This window comes from Aestuariibaculum sp. YM273 (genome assembly GCF_030908365.1).
Classification (GTDB): domain Bacteria; phylum Bacteroidota; class Bacteroidia; order Flavobacteriales; family Flavobacteriaceae; genus Aestuariibaculum; species Aestuariibaculum marinum.
The window spans coordinates 2,553,794-2,572,024 of record NZ_CP133090.1 but is presented as its reverse complement, the minus strand read 5'-3'; the positions used below and the strand labels follow the sequence as shown (position 1 = coordinate 2,572,024).

The window sequence follows — 18,231 nt, the reverse complement described above, 5'->3', positions numbered from 1 at the left end:
TTGTATAATTGCATTAACATTTCTCAACAACCGCATTAACAGGTTGTTAATTCTTCAGAATAAAATCATTTTTTTTTCAGAATAACCCAAAATTTAAAATTCTAAAACATATTATATTAAACATCAATGTTTGAAATTTCTCAATTAAACGCAAAAAAGCTCTCTGATTTACAAGAGATTGCTAAACAATTGAACATCCCTAAGTATCGTTCATTAAAAAAAATGGATTTAGTATACCAAATACTAGATCGTCAGGCTGCAGACCCCAAAGCAGTAAAAGCTGTCGTTGAATCTTCTGAAACAGCTACAAAAGAACCAAAAACAAAAGAGGCCCCAAAGAAAGAAGAACCTAAGAAAGAGGCTAAAAAGCCCAGACAGCGTGTACAACGTACAAAACCGGCACCTGTAAAAAACGAAACAAAAAAGCAAGAGGAGACTCCAAAAGCAGACACTCCTAAGCCTGCTGCTAAAGCAGAAACACCTACACCTGCACCAGCTGAAAATAAAAGTGAAGCTAAACAAGAAAAAACAGCTAAACCTCATAATCAGCAGCAAGATCGTCAGAAAGACCATCAACATAAGCAAAACCAAAAGAAAGATAACCAGCATAAAAACCAGCATAAAAACCAAAAAGGTAACCAAAGCCATGTGGATGCGGGTAATAAGGATAACAGAAACCGTTACCGCGAGCCTGATTTTGAGTTTGATGCTATCATTGAAAGTGAGGGTGTTTTAGATATTATGCAGGATGGGTACGGATTTTTACGCTCATCAGATTACAACTATTTATCGTCTCCTGATGATATTTACGTATCACAATCGCAGATTCGTTTATTCGGATTAAAGAAAGGTGATACCGTTTTAGGAAACGTAAGACCTCCTAAAGAAGGTGAAAAATATTTCCCTTTAATTAAGGTCAATAAAATTAATGGTCAGAAGCCAGAAGTGGTTAGAGACCGTGTGGCTTTCGAACACTTAACGCCATTATTCCCTAGAGAGAAATTCAATATTGCCGAAAAGCAAAGTACGATTTCTACCAGAATTATGGACCTGTTCTCTCCTATTGGAAAAGGACAACGTGGTATGATTGTATCGCAACCTAAAACAGGTAAAACCATGTTACTTAAAGATGTGGCTAACGCTATTGCTGCTAACCACCCGGAAGTATACTTAATGATTTTACTTATTGATGAGCGTCCTGAAGAGGTTACCGATATGCAACGTAATGTGCGTGGTGAGGTTATTTCATCGACGTTTGACAAGGAAGCACACGAGCACGTAAAAATTGCTGATATCGTTCTTGAAAAAGCAAAACGCTTGGTAGAATGTGGTCATGATGTGGTGATTCTTTTAGATTCGATTACACGTTTAGCACGTGCTTACAATACGGTGCAACCAGCCTCTGGTAAAATATTAAGTGGTGGTGTTGATGCTAACGCTTTACACAAACCAAAACGTTTCTTTGGTGCGGCAAGAAATATTGAAAACGGAGGATCTTTAACCATTATTGCGACAGCATTAACCGAAACAGGTTCTAAAATGGACGAGGTAATCTTCGAAGAATTTAAAGGAACCGGTAATATGGAACTTCAGTTAGATAGAAAAATTGCTAATCGTAGAATTTTCCCTGCTATCGACCTTACCTCTTCAAGTACACGTCGCGACGATTTATTATTAGATGAAGCTACCATTCAACGTATGTGGGTAATGCGCAAGTATCTTGCCGATATGAACCCTGTTGAAGCGATGGAATTCATTAACGATCGTGTGAAACAAACCAGAAACAACGAAGAGTTTTTAATCTCGATGAACGGATAAAACCTTCCAGATATAAACACAAAAAAGCCTTTCTTTTCAGAAAGGCTTTTTTTTATACTTTAAAAGGAATTGTTAAATATTAAAAGTTATTTAACGCATCTCTATACGCCTTTAAGTCCGCGACGTTAATTTTATTATCAAGATTTCTCATTAACGAAATCACATATTTTAAACTATCTACAGGAGAACTCTCTACTGCAGCCTCTACTTCAAACTCATCTTCTTCATCTTCCGGCATAGGAATTAAGAACGTATCGTTTTCTTCAATGTGCTCGTAAGTTAGTCTTAATACCTTTACAACTAATGGAATTTGCTCTTCTAAGGCATACCCTCTTAGTTTTTTAATGTCATCAATTAATGTATCTGTATTGATTCCTGTCTGATCCAGATCGTTTACAATCTTATCAATTAACTTTATTGCTGTTGTATTTTCCAAAAGGCTAATATTATGTGATATAAATAATTAAGTTGTTCTATTTGCAAATTTAGAGGATTAGAAAACAATTTCAGCAATTTTTCTAATCATTTTGACCAATTATTTTAAGTAAATAACTCTGTTTATTCTAAAATTAAAACACAAAAAAAGCCTCTCTAAAAGAGAAGCTTTTAAATATTTTATTATGTTCAGGCTCTTAAAGCGCAGCTACGTGCTTAGCTAAACCAGATTTAAGGTTAGCAGCTTTATTAGCGTGAATAACGTTTTTCTTAGCTAATTTATCTAACATAGATACTACAGATGGAAATAAAGCTTCAGCTTCTTTCTTATCAGTTAACTCACGTAATTTCTTAATAGCATTACGAGTTGTTTTGTGCTGGTACTTATTAACTAAACGTTTAGCTTCGTTACTTCTTATTCTTTTTAATGCTGACTTATGATTTGCCATTTTCTTTTGTATATTATTAAAATATTGTAGCCCGTAGGGGAATCGAACCCCTCTTACCAGGATGAAAACCTGGCGTCCTAGCCGATAGACGAACGGGCCATTATTATTGTTTTTCGAGAGCGCAAATGTAAAACTTATTTCTTACACTCACAACTTCTTTTCAATAAATTAATGTACTTTTTTTTTCGAGAAAAATAGTAGCCCGTAGGGGAATCGAACCCCTCTTACCAGGATGAAAACCTGGCGTCCTAGCCGATAGACGAACGGGCCATGGTATCTTTGAAAGCGTAAACAATTTTACTACTTTAAACTTGCGATACTTTTCAAATAACTAGCAATTTTCTCGATTGCGGTTGCAAAATTACACCTTTTTCTGAATGCTGCAATACCTTAGCAAACTTTTTTTAAAAAATTTTCAATTAATAGGCTTTTGCAAATAACACCCGACCTTTAGAGGGCTTACCAGAATACACACACACACCTTCTTCCTCTTTCATTTCCAAAGGAATACATCTAATCGTGGCTTTTGTAAGCTCTTTTATCTTTTCTTCGGTCTCATTTGTTCCATCCCAATGTGCCGAGATAAATCCGGTTTTATTTTCTAAAACATCCTTAAATTCTTCGAATGTTTCTACTTCTGTAATGTGGCTATCTCTAAATTCTAATGCTTTATTAAATAACGTCTCCTGAATCTCTTTTAAAAGATCATCGATAGTGGTTGTTAAGTCATCTAGAGTCACAACAGATTTTGTTAACGTATCACGACGTGCTAGTTCTACTGTGCCATTTGCTAAATCTTTTGGACCTATAGCTATACGTAACGGCACTCCTTGTAATTCGTGTTGTGCAAATTTAGCTCCCGGACGTTGTGTGGTTCTATTATCGAACTTTACAGATATACCTTTAGCTCTTAAATCACTCATAATACCATTAGCGACTTCAGTAATCTTATCTAAATCTTCATCACTCTTATATATAGGAACAATAACAACTTGATTTGGCGCTAAGCTTGGTGGCAATACTAATCCGTTATCATCACTATGCGTCATGATTAAGGCACCCATTAAACGTGTAGAAACGCCCCAAGAGGTTGCCCATACATAATCTTGCTTACCTTCTTTACTTGCATATTTCACATCAAAGGCTTTTGCAAAGTTCTGACCTAAGAAGTGAGATGTTCCTGCCTGCAGTGCTTTACCATCCTGCATTAAAGCCTCAATACAATAGGTTTCCACAGCTCCCGCAAAACGTTCGCTTTCTGTTTTTACCCCTTGCACTACCGGAATCGCCATAAATTTTTCTGCAAAAGTGGCATACACATTATTCATGGTTTTAGCTTCTGCTAATGCTTCTGCTTTTGTTTCATGCGCTGTGTGACCTTCCTGCCATAAGAATTCTGCTGTACGTAAAAATAAACGCGTACGCATTTCCCAACGTACTACATTAGCCCATTGGTTAATTAATATTGGTAAATCTCTATACGATTGTATCCAGTTTCTGTAGGTGTTCCATATAATAGCTTCAGACGTTGGACGCACTACTAACTCCTCTTCCAGCCTAGCTTCAGGATCAACTCTTAATTTACCTGGTTTATCAGGATCGTTTTGTAATCTATAATGTGTTACTACAGCACATTCTTTTGCAAACCCTTCGGCATTCTTTTCTTCAGCTTCAAATAAACTTTTCGGAACAAACAATGGAAAATAGGCATTTTGGTGCCCCGTTTCTTTAAACATTCTATCTAATTCCGCCTGCATTTTTTCCCAAATGGCATATCCGTAAGGCTTAATAACCATACATCCTCTTACAGCCGAATTCTCCGCCAGATCAGCCTTTACAACAAGTTCGTTATACCATTTCGAATAATCTTCTGATCTACTGGTAAGTTTTTTACTCATATTAGTATTTTGGCACAAATATTGTGATTATGTTAAATATAAAAATAGTTCAGCAAAACTAACTATTTTTGTTATGTTCAACAATAAAAATCTAATGATATGCTATTTAACAACTACTTAATCAAGAAAATGCCAATTTTAGCCGTTTTAGGCTTGGCAATTGGCTTGTCTTCATGTGGTTCTTATCAATATGTTGGCGCTAATGATGGGATTTACGGAAGCACAGAACAATACGATCGCTACGAAGAAGCTGTTGTTGAAGTGCCTAAAGATAATTCTAAGAATGACTATTATTCTAACTACTTTAAAAATAAATCTATGGAAGCCGATTATATGATTTCCAGTAGTGAAATTTTTACTGATATAGATGATTACGAAACATCGGGTTACTCTGAGGATGATGCTCAGGCCAACGACTACCAAGGTTATGGTGGTTGGGGACAGGAAAACAGCAGTGTTACTATTAATTTTAATACCGGTTATGGTTATTGGGGTGATCCTTATTGGAATAACTGGGGTTGGAATTATGGTTGGAATTACGGCTACAACAATTGGAACTGGGGATGGGGATGGAATTCCTGGAACTGGGGCTGGAACAACTGGGGATACTACGATCCGTTTTGGTACGGCGGTTATTATGGCTGGGGTAATCCCTGGCGTTATGGCCACATAGGATATTACGGCGCGCCTTACGGAAGATATTATGGATATAACACCTACTATGGTGGTTACTGGGGAAACAATGGTATTTACGATAGAAGAAATATTGCCTATAGCTCTAGTAGAAGAGGTAGCTACTCTAACCGAGGAACTTCTACCCCAATTAACAGAAGAAGTAGTTATACGAGTTCAGACAGGACTTCTAAATACACTTCAAGAAGAAGCACTATAGATAGAAATGGTGTTAATGCAGATAGAAGAAGTTATAATACCAATGGCACTCGAAATTATTCAAGCAGTACCCAAAGACGCTCTTCGTCTACTTACACGCCATCAAAAAATTCGACATCAAGAGCCTCTTCTTCTAACAGAAGAACAACAACGACATCAAGATCTTACAATTCTTCCAACAGTAACAACAGTAACTATTCTAGAAGATCATCAGGAAATAAATCCTACACCCCAAGTAGAAATTATAGTTCGGGATCTAGTTCCAGATCTAGCTCTGGGTCAAGTATGAGATCATCGTCTGGAAGCAGTAGCCGTTCTAGTGGTGGTAGTTCTAGATCTTCAAGCGGTGGAAGAAGAGGATAAAAGCTTAAAAAAAGAAAAATTAAACTATGAAAAAGTTAAACCTGTTATTTATAGGTATACTCTCGGCATGCGCACTAAATGCTCAGGATATTAGTGATGCGTTGCGTTACTCACAAAGTGAAATTCAAGGAACAGCTCGTTTTAGAGCCTTAAGTGGTGCTTTCGGTGCGCTTGGTGGAGATATGAGTGCCGTGAGTTTAAACCCGGCAAGTTCGGCAGTATTCAGTGCGAGTCACGTATCGTTTTCTTTATCGAATGCCGATGTAAAAAATGAAACACAGTATTTTAACGGTAATAACAAAGTAAACAATTCAACGTTTGACCTAAATCAAGGAGGAGCAACTTTTGTATTTGCAGCAAGAAACAATTCCTCATGGCGAAAATTTGCATTAAGTGTGGCTTACGAAAAGACAAACAATCATGAAAATGTTTGGAATGCCATAGGTACAAACACTAACAACGACGGTCAATTCAGTAATTCTATAGCGAGCTACTTTTATGATTATGCCGACGGCATTCCTTTAGCGGAAATTTCTTTAAATGACCGATTTATAGAAGAAGCTTACCAAGATATAGGTGGAAGATATGGGTTTGCTCATCAACAAGCCTTTTTAGGTTATCAAGCCTATATTTTAGACCCTGTTACCGATAGTGATAACAATACCGAATATATTGCTAATGTAGCTACTGGAAACTTCATTCATGATTACTCTTATATCTCAACAGGTTATAACGGTAAAATTTCCTTTAACTTCGCTACACAATACGAGGACAAGTTGTACTTAGGACTTAACTTAAATTCTCATTTTATTGATTACGATCGTGTAACCAGTTTAATGGAAGACAATAATAACGGTGGAGATATTGAATATATTGATTTCGATAATACCTTATCTACTACTGGAAACGGGTTTTCGTTTCAGTTAGGAGGTATTTTAAAACTGTCTCAAGAATTTAGAGTTGGAGCCACTTACGACTCTCCTACCTGGTATACCATTAGAGAGGAAACCACGCAATACATCAACACCAATCTTGCAGATCCAGATGTAGACTACATTCCTTCAATTATTAATATTTATCCACAATACAGAATTCAAACTCCAGGAAAATTCACCGGAAGTCTAGCCTATATTTTTGGAACGCAAGGCTTGCTAAGTTTCGACTATTCTATTAAAGATTATAGTAACACGAAATTTAAACCGACATCTGATAGCTTCTTCGCAGATCAAAATGCTATTATGAACGATATTTTAACCACAGCCTCTACCTATCGTATTGGTGGTGAGTACAGAATTAAGCAATTGAGTTTACGAGGTGGTTACCGTTACGAAGAAAGTCCGTATGCCGACGGTATTACTGTTGGAGATTTAAACGGATTCTCTGTTGGTTTAGGTTATAGTTTTGGAAATACGAAATTTGATGTGACTTTCGACCAATCGCAACGTTCGTTCGAAACCCCATTATATAACGTTGGTTTAATAGATAATGCATCTATAGACCAAACCAATTCTAATATTACGTTTTCTCTAAGTTTCAACTTATAAAAACGTAATCAAACAATATTACAAAGAAGCTTGGATTACTAAATTCAAGCTTTTTTCATTTTTCATGTAATTAATACCTAGAAAAACAGACCTACTCTTTAAATTAATTGTGTAATAATACAAATCATAACAAAACTGTTTTGCTTATCTTTGCAAACTTAAAGTGATTTTTTTAGTTAATGATATGATAATCATTCAACTAAACAACAATGAAATGAACAGATGAAAATTGAGAATAACTTAGAAGAATTTGAATCTTTAGGAGACGACCACATTGGAACTTCATCAGACACCCCATTAAGAGGTGATGCTTTTAAATTGTCTAATGAAGAAAAAATAGAAATAATTAAAGACGATGTACGTCACATCATGGAAACATTAGGTCTTGATTTAACAGACGACAGCTTAAGCGGCACACCTAACCGCGTGGCAAAAATGTTTGTTAAAGAAATTTTTGGTGGTTTAGACCCAAAAAGAAAACCTAGTGCTTCAACTTTCGACAATAAATACAAATATGGGGAAATGCTGGTTGAAAAAAACATTACGGTTTATTCAACCTGTGAGCACCATTTATTACCAATCGTTGGTAAAGCGCATATTGCTTACATCTCTAACGGTTCGGTTGTTGGTTTATCTAAAATGAATCGTATTGTAGATTACTACGCTAAGCGTCCACAAGTTCAGGAGCGTTTAACCATCCAGATTGTTAAAGAGCTTCAAGAAGTATTAGGTACAGACGATGTTGCCTGCGTTGTAGATGCAAAACACTTATGTGTAAACTCAAGAGGTATTCGCGATATTGAAAGTAGTACCGTAACCTCAGAGTTTGGTGGTAAATTTAAAGAAGAATCTGTACGCAGAGAATTTTTAGATTACATAAAATTAGACACCAAGTTTTAAGTTAAACTAATTGCTTATCAACCCAACATCAATGCAACTTTTTCAAGATCAACAAATAAAAATATACAACTCCCTTACTGGTAAAAAAGAACTTTTCAAACCTATTAACGAAGGCCACATTGGCATGTACGTATGCGGACCAACGGTGTACAGTAATGTGCATTTAGGAAATGTGAGAACCTTTATGTCTTTCGACATGATTTTCAGATATCTAAAACATTTAGGGTATAAGGTTCGTTATGTAAGGAATATTACCGATGCTGGTCACTTAGAAAATGATGCTGATGCGGGTGAAGATAAAATCACTAAAAAAGCACGTTTAGAACAGATTGAACCTATGGAAGTCGTACAACGCTACACAGTAGATTTTCACAACATTCTAAACACCTTTAATTTCCTCCCGCCTAGTATTGAACCTACTGCAACAGGACATATTATTGAACAAATTGAACTTATTAAAAGCATCATCGATAACGGCTTTGCTTACGTCGTAAACGGATCGGTGTATTTCGATGTACATAAGTTTAATGAAAGTCATGAATACGGAAAATTAAGTAAACGTAAACTAGAAGATTTAATTCACAATACCCGTGAATTAGACGGACAGAGTGATAAAAAGAATCCGCAGGATTTTGCCCTTTGGAAAAAAGCCGAACCGCAACACATTATGCGTTGGCCTTCGCCTTGGGGAGACGGATTCCCTGGCTGGCATTTAGAATGTACTGCTATGAGCACCAAATATTTAGGGGATCGTTTTGATATTCACGGTGGTGGAATGGATTTAAAATTCCCGCACCACGAATGTGAAATTGCACAAAATGAAGCCGCTAAGGGTGAGTCACCAGTAAATTACTGGATGCATGCGAATATGTTGGAGTTAAACGGGCAACGTATGTCTAAAAGCACAGGAAACACTGTGAACCCTGATGAATTATTGTCAGGAAATAACAAGTTCTTCAGTAAAGCATATGCGCCAAGTGTTATTCGTTTCTTTATTGCACAATCGTCATACAGAAGTGTTTTAGACTTAACCGATGATGGTTTATTAGCCAGCGAAAAAGGCTTTTTCAGGTTAATGGATGCCATTAATCAATTAGATAGCCTACAAGCTTCTAAAGCCTCAACCATAGACATCAACGCATGGAAACAAGCGTGTTATGATGCTATGAACGACGATTTCAATTCACCTATCGTTATTGCGCATTTATTTGAAGCTGTAAAATATATTAACCAAGTTAAAGAAGGCGTTGAAACCTTAACTGAAGCTGATTTAGCATTGTTAAAGGAAACCATTAACATCTTTACTTTTGATGTATTGGGTCTTGAAAACGTGACTAAAAAAGAATCGGGTACCGATAAATTATCGGCTGCTGTCGATATACTAATTAAGTTGAGGCAGGAAGCCAGAGCTAATAGAGACTTTGCCTTATCTGATCAAATTCGTGATGAACTGGCAAACGCTGGTATTCAACTAAAAGACGGAAAAGACGGCACCTCATTTTCTGTAAATTAAATATTGTTGTTTGTGAGTCGTTAAGTTGAAAAAAACATTTTCAGTTTAACGACTTAGCAAACCAAAAAATAGAACCTGAAACAAGTTCAGGTTAACAAAAGCATGAAAAAACTACTTGTTGCACCGTTTCTATTGCTAATAAAGATTTACCAGACCTTTATTTCTCCTCTTACACCCGCAACTTGTAGATACACGCCTACCTGCTCACACTATAGTAAGGAAGCTTTACAAAAACATGGGTTATTTAAAGGCGGATGGTTAGCTATTAAGCGCATTTTTAGTTGTCACCCTTGGGGAGGCTCAGGTTACGACCCTGTACCTTAAATTGAATAGGATATAAAATAAAAAGCATTATTCTGAATGTTTCTTTTTAGAGACCGTTTGGGGCTTACTTTATGTTTCATTCAAAAAATGCTTTTCATTAAACAAATATGTAAAATATATCGATTAAACGCAAATTTATTCGACAAAATACATTGTAATTAATTTTTACCCGGAATATTTTTCAAAATTTCAAGAACAAAATTCCAGTACTTTTGAACTGATGAAATCTGTGCACGCTCATCAGGACTATGTGCGCCTTTAATATTTGGTCCGAAACTAATCATGTCCATTTCAGGGTAATTCTGTCCAAGAATACCACATTCCAACCCGGCGTGACAAGCAGCTACGTGCGCTTTTTCACCATTTAAATCTTCATATAATTTACTCATAACTTTTAAAATGGCCGAATCCATATTTGGTGCCCACCCTGGGTAATCCCCTGAAAATTCTACTTCACATCCGGTTAATTCAAACGTTGACCTTAAGGTGTTCACCAAATCCATCTTAGAACTTTCAACCGAAGAACGTGTTAAGCAACCCACATGAATGTTTCCGTCTTTTAAAACAACCTTAGCAACATTGTTAGATGTTTCAACTAGATTAGGAATATCTGCACTCATACGATACACCCCGTTATGTGCAGCATACAATGCTCTGGTAAACCCTTCCTGCACGCCTAAGTCCATAATTTTTTCTGGAGTCTCGCATCTAGAAACTACTATTTCTAAATCTGGCTCCATAGTTCTTAGTTCATTTTTAATGATATCTCCTAAAATCTTTGTTTCTAGTATAAATGCTTCTTCATGAATACCATCAATCGCAACAACAGCAACGCTTTCTCGAGGAATGGCATTACGCAGACTTCCGCCTTCTATTTTAGAAATTCGCAGCCCAAAATTCTCAAAACCATCAAATAACATGCGGTTCATAATTTTGTTGGCATTACCTAGACCTTCATGAATTTGCATTCCAGAGTGTCCTCCTTGCAGGCCTTTCACCTTAATTTCAAAACCTATTTTAAATTCCGGAGTGTCTTCCTCTTCATAAGTTCTTGTGGCTGTAACATCGATTCCTCCAGCACAACCTACACCTATTTCATCATCCTCTTCTGTATCTAGGTTCAATAAAATACCACCAGAAAGCAAACCGCCTTTTAAGCCCATTGCTCCCGTCATTCCTGTTTCTTCATCGATAGTAAACAGCGCTTCAATAGCTGGGTGAACAATATCTGTACTTTCTAAAATGGCCATGATGGTAGCAACACCTAAACCGTTATCGGCACCAAGCGTTGTTCCTTTAGCTCTTACCCAATCACCATCTACATACATATCAATGCCTTGCGTATCGAAATCAAAAACGGTATCGTTATTTTTTTGGTGTACCATATCCAGATGCGATTGCATCACTACGGTTGTTTTATCTTCCATTCCTTCAGTGGCCGGCTTTTTTATAATGACATTACCAACAGCATCTACTAAGGTTTCTAACCCTAAGTTCTCACCAAAATTTTTCATAAACGCAATAACACGCTCCTCCTTTTTTGAGGGACGTGGCACTTCGTTTAAATCGGCGAATTTATTCCATAATGCTTGGGGTTGAAGTTGTCTTATTTCTGAACTCATTTTTTATATAGTTTTAGTATTACAAAGGTAGCAAAAAGGCACCGAAATTAGCCTTTACTCCTGATGGAAGTGGCATCCTTTTTTGTAGTGAACGACAAAAAAGATATAACGTACAGCAGGAAGAAACCTTAACAAATAAACACCACGCATTGGGTACTTATTTTTATTATTTTTGACATATGCTGAAAAAGAAAAAGACCTTTATTGCCCTGCTTATTATTCCGCAGTACCTACTTATTAAACTACTGGCTCACCATCAAGAGTTTATTGAAACGTATTACAGTAACGGACTGTACCCCGTTATTTCTAAAATATTTCGATACACATTGGGATGGTTACCATTTTCGTTTGGAGATTTTCTATACGCATTTGCAATAATATATGCTTTGAGATGGCTTTATATAAATAGAACGCGCATTTGGAAAGACAGCATAAACTGGATAGTTGATATCGCTGCAGCGCTATCCATTATTTTCTTCTTATTTCACCTTTGCTGGGGGTTAAACTATCATCGATTACCGTTGCATAAAAATTTAAGTCTTAACTATGATTATACCACTGAACAATTGGTGAAGGTTACGGAAAAGCTAATTGAGAAATCGAATGAGCTGCATTTAAAAATCACCCATAACGACACCCTTAAAGTGACCATACCTTATAGCAAATCAGAAATTTTAGATTTGGCTCCAAAAGGTTATGAAAACTTAAAAACCATATTTCCGCATTTAGAGTATCATCCGAAAAGTGTAAAAACATCGTTGTTCAGTTACCCGTTAACCTATATGGGGTTTAGCGGTTATTTAAATCCCTTAACCAACGAAGCTCAGATTGATGGAATGATTCCTGCGATTAAATTCCCAACAACCTCATCTCATGAAATTGCGCACCAGTTAGGATATGCAGCAGAAAATGAAGCTAACTTTATAGGGTGTTTGGCAGCCATAAGCCATGATGATGTATATTTTAATTATGCCGGTTACACTTTTGGATTACGGTATTGCCTTAATGAAATATATTTTAGAGATGAATGTCTTTACGAGGATTTAGTTGCTGATGTTAATGAGGGTATTTTAAAAAACTACAAAGAAACTCGCGACTTCTGGGAGGCTCATGCCAATCCTTTAGAACCGTTTTTCAAAATATTCTATAGCAACTACTTAAAAGCCAACCAACAAAGTAAAGGCATGCAGAGTTACAGCTATGTGGTTGCCCTATTAAGCATCTACTTCGATGAAAAATCTTTATAAAAAGTTAAATATTACTGAATTTTATTCAATAGAAATCGATTTTTCATACATTTAAAACTTAACTAACCTATAACACATGCTGAAAAATTATTTAGCAAGTATGGCTATACTATTTTCAACAAGCCTATTTGCTCAGGATTATTTTCCAAAAAATGACGGTGTTCATACTATAAATAAAAATTACACCGCCTTAACAAATGCCAAACTATTTGTTACCCCAAAAAAAACTATTGAAAACGGGACTCTACTTATTCAAGACGGAAAAGTGGTTGCATCAGGTAATTCGGTAAGCATTCCCAAAAATGCTATCATTATCGATGTGGAAGGCAAAAGTATTTACCCTTCTTTTATCGATATCTTCTCTTCTTTCGGAATAGCAGCCCCAACTTCAGTTAGTTCTAGTCGCAGATCTAATCAATATGATGCTTCACGAACTGGGTATTATTGGAATGACCATATTCTTCCAGACCAACATGCCGTAGATCAATTCAGTTATAATACTAAAGAAGCAACCGAACTGTTAAAAGCTGGATTTGGAGTTTTAAATACTCATATTCCCGATGGCATTATTAGAGGTACCGGTGTTTTAATTACCCTAAATAATAACCAAGGCAACCAATACAGAATATTGGATGCGAATTCCGGACAATATTCCTCTTTTCAACGCAGTAAAACCTCTAAACAGGCCTACCCTAATTCTCTTATGGGTAGTATGGCATTATTACGACAGGTATTTATTGATGCCGAATGGTATGGCAGCGGGCATATAGATACCAAAGATTTGTCCTTAGAAGCCTTTAACGATAATAAAAATCTGGTTCAGTTTTTTGATGCCGGAAGTCGCGCTAACATTATGCGTGCCGATAAAGTTGGAGATGCTTATGGCGTACAATATGTTATGTTAGGGGGCGGTGATGAATACGAGCGTGTTACAGACATTAAAGCTTCTGAAGCTAAACTTATTATACCTTTAAACTTCCCCGACACTTACGATGTAGAAGATCCGTTTTTATCATCGGCATTAACTTTAGGTGATATGCGATCATGGAATCAAAGACCTTCAAATCCAAAAATACTTTCTGACAACGGTATTATCTTTGCATTCACCACGCATAGTACGAAATCTCTAAAAGAATTTAAATCAAACCTGTTAAAAGCCATTGAAGTAGGACTTCCAAAAGAAAAAGCATTGGAAGCATTAACAACAATACCGGCTCAACTTTTAGGAAAAGAACAAATCATTGGGTCGCTTGAAGAAGGACATCTGGCTAATTTTATTGTGACTTCAGGTGATATTTTCGATAAGAAAACCACCATCTATGAAAATTGGGTACAAGGCAATAAAACAGCATTCGAAGACATTAATAAAAAAGATATCAAGGGCGATTACAAGGTAACTTTAGGTAATGACGAATATAACATGTCTATTTCAGGTGAACTTAGCAAACCTAAAATTGAAATTAAACAAGACAATCAAAAACTGAAAGCGAAGTTAACTTATAAAGACGATTGGGTTCATATTGCAATTGCTTCAAAAGATTCTTTAAAACAGGAATTTATTAGAATTGCTGCTCTAGCTGAAAAAGACCGCATGCTTAAAGGAAAATATATTTTACCCAACGGCAGCGAATTTCCTTTTACGGCTACTGCGACAGAAAAAGAAGCTGACGAATCAAAAGCTGAAACAAAAACAGAAGACACTGCACCCCTTTTTCCTGTAACCTACCCAAACAAAGCATATGGCTTTTCCGAAATGCCGCAGACCGAAACCTTACTATTTAAAAATGCAACGGTTTGGACAAACGAAAAAGATGGCATTTTAGAAAACACCGATGTTTTAATTAAAGAAGGTAAAATTTCTAAAATCGGTAAAAATTTATCGAATGGTAAAGCAACCGTTATTGATGGTACGGGCAAGCATTTAACTTCAGGCATTATCGACGAGCATTCGCATATTGCTGCAGCGGCTATTAATGAAGCTGGTCAAAATTCATCGGCCGAGGTAAGTATTGAAGATGTTATCAATGAAACCGATGTTAATATTTACCGAAACCTTGCCGGAGGCGTGACTTCCATTCAAATACTACATGGTTCGGCAAACCCTATTGGAGGACGTTCCGCCATCATTAAATTAAAATGGGGAGAATCGGCAGATAACCTAGTTTACGACAACACGCCTAAATTCATAAAATTCGCCCTTGGTGAAAACGTAAAACAATCCAACTGGGGTAACGGCAGGTTTCCTCAAACACGTATGGGGGTTGAGCAAGTTTATATCGATTATTTTACCCGAGCAAAAGCATATGATGCTTTAAAGAAAAGCGGTAAACCTTTTAAAACCGATTTAGAACTGGAAGTTTTAGCTGAAATTCTAAATAAAGAGCGTTTTATATCCTGCCACTCTTATGTGCAAAGTGAAATTAATATGCTTATGAAAGTCGCTGAAAAATTCGATTTCAACATCAATACGTTCACCCACATCTTAGAAGGTTATAAAGTAGCCGATAAAATGGTAGAACATGGTGTTGGCGGTTCAACCTTTAGTGATTGGTGGGCGTATAAATTTGAGGTTAACGATGCCATTCCATACAATGCCAGTATTATGCATAATGCCGGGGTAACCGTAGCTATTAACAGTGATGATGCCGAAATGTCTCGTCGACTCAATCAGGAGGCTGCAAAAACTATAAAGTACGGTGGTGTTAGTGAAGAAGAAGCCTGGAAATTTGTCACGTTAAACCCGGCCAAACTATTACATCTCGACGATCGAGTTGGTAGTATTAAAGTTGGAAAAGATGCCGATGTGGTTTTATGGTCTCATAATCCGTTAAGTATTTATGCCAAGGCTGAAAAAACCATCATAGAAGGTGTTACTTACTTCGATATTGAACGTGATAAAGCCATGCGTGAAGCTATCAAAAAAGAGAAAAGTCAGTTAATCAATATGATGCTTCAATCTAAAAACAAAGGTGCTAAAACGCAACCGGTTAAAAAGAAAGAACATAAACATTTACACTGCGATTCTGTTGAAAATGAGATTTAAAAATATAAAGATGAAAACATTCTTAACCTATATAGCTTTTGTTTGCTCCATGACTGTAATGGCACAGCAAACACCTGCTTCTAAACAAACCAAAGACATTGCCATCATAGGAGCTACTGCTCATATTGGAAATGGTAATACAATTAATAATAGCACCATTATTTTAAGCGAAGGAAAAATAGTTAACATTGTTGACGGCGATGTGGTGAAGCTGAATTTAACCAACGTCGATGTTATAAATGCTGGTGGAAAACACGTTTATCCGGGATTTATCTTACCAAACTCCACCATGGGATTAGTTGAAATCGATGCTGTTAAAGCCTCTGATGACGAAAAAGAAATGGGGGCCTGGAATCCACACATAAGAAGTTTAATTGCCTATAATGCCGAATCTAAAGTTGTTGAAACCTTAAGACCCAATGGGGTACTAATCGGACAAATTACACCACAGGGCGGACGGATATCCGGCACCTCCTCAATAGTTCAATTTGACGCCTGGAACTGGGAAGATGCAGCGATTAAAGTTGATGATGCCATTCACCTAAACTGGCCGAGTAATTTTTCAAGTTCTCATGCCTTCTTTTCAAATACACGTACGGGAATTTCGGCTAATGAAAAATACGATGCACAGATAAAAGAAATCGAGACCTATTTTAAAAATGCCATAGCTTACAGTAATGGAGACAAACAACCTGTTAACCTTCCTTTTGCTGCTCTTGAAAACATTTTTAAAGGGACACAAAAATTATTCATTCATGTAAATGAAGAAAAAGGGATTATTGATGCTGTCAACTTCATGAAAACATTTCAACTTAACAATGTGGTAATAGTAGGGGCTAAAGAAGCTTATAAAACAGCTGGTATTTTAAAAGAAAATAACATTGCTGTGGTTTTAAATCGCGTGCACTCGTTACCTGACAGCGATGACAATGATTATAACTTACCATATAAAACTGCCCGTTTACTGGTTAATCAAGGCGTAACAGTTTGTTTAGATAGTAGTGGAGACATGGAACGTATGAGCTCTAGAAATTTACCATTTTATGCGGGCACAACCGTCACCTATGGGCTATCGAAAGAACAAGCTTTGCAATTAATTACGCTGAATGCTGCTAAGGTTTTAGGTATCGATAATGAATATGGATCCTTAGAAAAAGGTAAAAGTGCCACTTTATTTATTTCGGAAGGTGATGCTTTAGATATGAAAACCAACAATATTTCACATGCCTTTATTGATGGTAGGCAAATTAGTTTAGAAACCCACCAAACCGAACTTTGGAAGCGGTATTCTAAAAAACTGAAAAACTAATAATAAAAAAGCGAGCTAAAAGGCTCGCTTTTTTATTTAATTCAAGTCTTTTAAATATGTATTTTTGCTTCCAATTATGAGCAAGCAAATAACAAGCATACAGAATTCGTATATAAAACAACTGGTTCAACTTAAAGATAAATCGCGGGAACGTAGAAAATCCGGTTTATTTTTAATTGAAGGGGTTCGTGAACTTTCTTTAGCTGTAAAAGGTGGTTATCAACTTGATACTGTTTTATTTTACCCAGATTTAATTTCTGAATCTGAAATTAAGGATTTTGTTAACTCTACTATCAATCTTATTGAAATCTCGAAAGAGGTCTATGAGAAATTAGCCTATCGCGATACTACCGAAGGCGTTTTAGCGGTTGCAAAAAGTAAAATTCACAACTTTGAAACTCTAAAATTCCATACCAAAACTCCTCTAATTTTAGTTGCTGAAGCTCCGGAAAAACCAGGAAATATTGGGGCGCTCTTAAGAACTGCCGATGCCGCCAACGCCGATGCCGTTATTATCGCTAACCCTAAAGCCGATTTATACAACCCGAACATTATTCGTTCGAGCGTGGGTTGTGTATTTACTAATCAGATAGCGACAGGAACAACTGAAGATATCATTTCATTTTTGAGTTCTAACAACATTAATATTTACTGCGCTGCTTTGCAAGCTTCGGTTGATTATCACACTCAGGATTTCACCAAACCAACAGCCATTGTTGTTGGAACAGAAGCTACCGGATTAAGTGATACATGGCTACAACATTCTACGCAAAACATCATTATTCCAATGCAGGGCGAAATCGATTCTATGAATGTTTCGGTTGCTGCTGGTATTCTAATTTTTGAAGCCAAACGCCAAAGAAATTTCAAATAAA

The 18,231-nt window shown here is 36.5% G+C and carries 14 protein-coding genes and 2 tRNA genes; 10 read left to right on the top strand and 6 right to left on the bottom strand.

Going from position 1 to position 18,231, the window contains the following annotated elements:
- Positions 1–126 precede the first annotated feature (126 nt).
- Entirely contained in the window at positions 127–1,818 is a 1,692-nt protein-coding gene (gene rho, locus RBH94_RS11080; protein WP_307880952.1) for a transcription termination factor Rho, read from the top strand.
- 79 nt (positions 1,819–1,897) lie between these two features.
- Here rho and RBH94_RS11075 read toward each other — a convergent pair whose 3' ends face one another.
- From RBH94_RS11075 to proS, 5 genes are all read right to left on the bottom strand, one after another.
- Positions 1,898–2,254: a hypothetical protein gene (locus RBH94_RS11075; protein ID WP_307880951.1), complete on the bottom strand. Its 357-nt coding sequence runs from the start codon at positions 2,252–2,254 to the stop codon at positions 1,898–1,900.
- A gap of 196 nt (positions 2,255–2,450) precedes the next feature.
- Positions 2,451–2,702: a 30S ribosomal protein S20 gene (rpsT, locus tag RBH94_RS11070; RefSeq protein ID WP_188223696.1), complete on the bottom strand. Its 252-nt coding sequence runs from the start codon at positions 2,700–2,702 to the stop codon at positions 2,451–2,453.
- Positions 2,703–2,729: 27 nt separating this feature from the next.
- A tRNA-Glu gene (locus RBH94_RS11065) sits at positions 2,730–2,801 on the bottom strand.
- A gap of 99 nt (positions 2,802–2,900) precedes the next feature.
- Positions 2,901–2,972: transfer RNA gene (locus RBH94_RS11060), tRNA-Glu, on the bottom strand.
- Between the two features lie 149 nt (positions 2,973–3,121).
- Positions 3,122–4,600, bottom strand: a complete 1,479-nt coding sequence (gene proS / locus RBH94_RS11055) for a proline--tRNA ligase (protein ID WP_307880950.1) — start codon at positions 4,598–4,600, stop codon at positions 3,122–3,124.
- A 99-nt stretch (positions 4,601–4,699) separates the two neighbouring features.
- Here proS and RBH94_RS11050 point away from each other — a divergent pair, with 99 nt between their 5' ends.
- The 5 genes from RBH94_RS11050 (at position 4,700) to yidD (ending at position 10,135) form a co-directional block, all read left to right on the top strand.
- Positions 4,700–5,854, top strand: coding sequence for a hypothetical protein (locus RBH94_RS11050; protein WP_307880949.1), 1,155 nt, complete (start codon positions 4,700–4,702; stop codon positions 5,852–5,854).
- Positions 5,855–5,880: 26 nt separating this feature from the next.
- Entirely contained in the window at positions 5,881–7,398 is a 1,518-nt protein-coding gene (locus tag RBH94_RS11045) for an OmpP1/FadL family transporter (RefSeq protein ID WP_307880948.1), read from the top strand.
- A gap of 222 nt (positions 7,399–7,620) precedes the next feature.
- Positions 7,621–8,298 (top strand): GTP cyclohydrolase I FolE, encoded by a 678-nt coding sequence (folE, locus tag RBH94_RS11040; RefSeq protein ID WP_240571338.1) that lies wholly within the window; start codon positions 7,621–7,623, stop codon positions 8,296–8,298.
- A gap of 31 nt (positions 8,299–8,329) precedes the next feature.
- Positions 8,330–9,811 (top strand): cysteine--tRNA ligase, encoded by a 1,482-nt coding sequence (gene cysS, locus RBH94_RS11035; protein ID WP_307880947.1) that lies wholly within the window; start codon positions 8,330–8,332, stop codon positions 9,809–9,811.
- A 102-nt stretch (positions 9,812–9,913) separates the two neighbouring features.
- Positions 9,914–10,135: a membrane protein insertion efficiency factor YidD gene (yidD, locus tag RBH94_RS11030; protein ID WP_188223689.1), complete on the top strand. Its 222-nt coding sequence runs from the start codon at positions 9,914–9,916 to the stop codon at positions 10,133–10,135.
- Positions 10,136–10,293: 158 nt separating this feature from the next.
- Here the strand turns inward: yidD and RBH94_RS11025 are convergent, their stop codons facing one another.
- Positions 10,294–11,757 (bottom strand): aminoacyl-histidine dipeptidase, encoded by a 1,464-nt coding sequence (locus RBH94_RS11025; protein WP_307880946.1) that lies wholly within the window; start codon positions 11,755–11,757, stop codon positions 10,294–10,296.
- Between the two features lie 179 nt (positions 11,758–11,936).
- Between RBH94_RS11025 and RBH94_RS11020 the strand changes: the two genes are divergently transcribed.
- The 4 genes from RBH94_RS11020 to RBH94_RS11005 all read left to right on the top strand — a co-directional run bounded on the left by RBH94_RS11020 (position 11,937) and on the right by RBH94_RS11005 (position 18,230).
- Positions 11,937–13,004, top strand: a complete 1,068-nt coding sequence (locus RBH94_RS11020; protein WP_307880945.1) for a DUF3810 domain-containing protein — start codon at positions 11,937–11,939, stop codon at positions 13,002–13,004.
- A 76-nt stretch (positions 13,005–13,080) separates the two neighbouring features.
- On the top strand, positions 13,081–16,047 hold the full coding sequence (locus tag RBH94_RS11015; protein ID WP_307880944.1) for an amidohydrolase family protein: 2,967 nt from the start codon (positions 13,081–13,083) through the stop codon (positions 16,045–16,047).
- A 10-nt stretch (positions 16,048–16,057) separates the two neighbouring features.
- A complete protein-coding gene (locus RBH94_RS11010) occupies positions 16,058–17,356 on the top strand; it encodes an amidohydrolase family protein (RefSeq protein WP_307880943.1) in 1,299 nt (432 codons plus the stop codon).
- Between the two features lie 76 nt (positions 17,357–17,432).
- Entirely contained in the window at positions 17,433–18,230 is a 798-nt protein-coding gene (locus RBH94_RS11005; protein ID WP_307880942.1) for an RNA methyltransferase, read from the top strand.
- The last annotated feature ends 1 nt before the right edge of the window (position 18,231 follow it).

What these genes read in the sequence shown, in the direction of transcription:
- rho (WP_307880952.1), top strand. Translation starts at nt 127, where the DNA reads ATGTTTGAAATTTCTCAATTAAACGCAAAAAAGCTCTCTGATTTACAA.
- rpsT (WP_188223696.1), bottom strand. Translation starts at nt 2,702, where the DNA reads ATGGCAAATCATAAGTCAGCATTAAAAAGAATAAGAAGTAACGAAGCT.
- proS (WP_307880950.1), bottom strand. Translation starts at nt 4,600, where the DNA reads ATGAGTAAAAAACTTACCAGTAGATCAGAAGATTATTCGAAATGGTAT.
- RBH94_RS11050 (WP_307880949.1), top strand. Translation starts at nt 4,700, where the DNA reads ATGCTATTTAACAACTACTTAATCAAGAAAATGCCAATTTTAGCCGTT.
- RBH94_RS11045 (WP_307880948.1), top strand. Translation starts at nt 5,881, where the DNA reads ATGAAAAAGTTAAACCTGTTATTTATAGGTATACTCTCGGCATGCGCA.
- folE (WP_240571338.1), top strand. Translation starts at nt 7,621, where the DNA reads ATGAAAATTGAGAATAACTTAGAAGAATTTGAATCTTTAGGAGACGAC.
- cysS (WP_307880947.1), top strand. Translation starts at nt 8,330, where the DNA reads ATGCAACTTTTTCAAGATCAACAAATAAAAATATACAACTCCCTTACT.
- yidD (WP_188223689.1), top strand. Translation starts at nt 9,914, where the DNA reads ATGAAAAAACTACTTGTTGCACCGTTTCTATTGCTAATAAAGATTTAC.
- RBH94_RS11025 (WP_307880946.1), bottom strand. Translation starts at nt 11,757, where the DNA reads ATGAGTTCAGAAATAAGACAACTTCAACCCCAAGCATTATGGAATAAA.
- RBH94_RS11020 (WP_307880945.1), top strand. Translation starts at nt 11,937, where the DNA reads ATGCTGAAAAAGAAAAAGACCTTTATTGCCCTGCTTATTATTCCGCAG.
- RBH94_RS11015 (WP_307880944.1), top strand. Translation starts at nt 13,081, where the DNA reads ATGCTGAAAAATTATTTAGCAAGTATGGCTATACTATTTTCAACAAGC.
- RBH94_RS11010 (WP_307880943.1), top strand. Translation starts at nt 16,058, where the DNA reads ATGAAAACATTCTTAACCTATATAGCTTTTGTTTGCTCCATGACTGTA.
- RBH94_RS11005 (WP_307880942.1), top strand. Translation starts at nt 17,433, where the DNA reads ATGAGCAAGCAAATAACAAGCATACAGAATTCGTATATAAAACAACTG.